The 1,056-nt window shown below is 43.2% G+C and carries 1 protein-coding gene; it reads left to right on the forward strand.

From position 1 onward, the window contains the following. Nucleotides 1-41: 41 nt before the first annotated feature. Nucleotides 42-1,010, forward strand: coding sequence for an IS1595-like element ISCosp2 family transposase (locus MTCD1_RS18270; protein WP_057183690.1), 969 nt, complete (start codon nt 42-44; stop codon nt 1,008-1,010). Nucleotides 1,011-1,056 lie beyond the last annotated feature (46 nt).

Consider the following 1,056-nt stretch of genomic DNA (forward strand, 5'->3'; position numbering starts at 1 on the left):
AAGGGGTATCCCTTTAGCTCCACAAGACGTAAAGTGTTCTTATGGAGCCAATCAAAAAAATGCCTGTCGCTGGCAAAGACTACCCTATAACTTGGAGCCAATTTCTTGATTGGTTTCATTCTGAAGAATCTTGCCGGACTTATTTGGTTGGTTTGAGGTGGCCTACTGGATTTATTTGCCCAAAGTGTGGTTTTTTGGGAAATGTTACGCAATCAAGTCGAGGTAGATGGGTGTGTCCCGCCTGTAAACGCCAGTCCACAGTTACGGCGGGTACGATCTTTGACAAGACACGCACTGATATACGAGTCTGGTTTGCTGCAATTTGGTATATCACGAGCCAAAAAAATGGGGTGAGTGCGCTTGGATTACAACGAGTTTTGGGACTTGGAAGTTACGAAACTGCTTGGACGATGCTGCACAGATTACGACGAGCAATGGTACTTCCATCTCGTGAATTGCTGACAGGAGAAGTTGAAGTTGATGAAACTTACCTAGCTTTAACAGAGCGTGGTAATCATAAATCTGGCAAGAGTAGTAAGTGTAATACAACGAAGGCATTGGTTGTTATTGCTGTAGAAATACTTCAACCAAAAGGCTTCGGTAGAATTCGTGTTCAACGTATTGAAAAAGCAGATTCAGCACACTTGATACCGTTTATCTGGGAGTCAATTGATGCAAGTGCGAATATTCACACTGACGGCTCAACAGCTTATAACAAGCTCAAAGAGAAAGGATACGATCATCGGCGAACGGTTCATCTGGGTTCAGATATTCAGGCTCATGATTCCATGCCTGGCGTTCATCGAGTTGCAGCTCTTCTTCAACGGTGGCTACTAGGGACTCATCATGGTGCTATACAGCCCAAACAACTCGATTATTACTTAGATGAGTTTGTCTTTCGTTTTAATCGCCGAACTTCAAAATCACGAGGTTTGCTATTTTATAGGTTGCTTCAACAGGCTGTGGTGACTCGTCCAGTTACGTACAAAAAGATCACAGGTAAGAGTTGAGAATAATACAAAACCTCATATATGGAGCTAAGGGGATACCCCTTAT

The sequence above is a fragment of the Colwellia marinimaniae genome (assembly GCF_002207865.1).
Taxonomy (GTDB): Bacteria; Pseudomonadota; Gammaproteobacteria; order Enterobacterales; family Alteromonadaceae; genus Colwellia; species Colwellia marinimaniae.

Coding starts and splice junctions, on each gene's coding strand:
- MTCD1_RS18270 (WP_057183690.1), top strand. CDS start 42: ATGGAGCCAATCAAAAAAATGCCTGTCGCTGGCAAAGACTACCCTATA.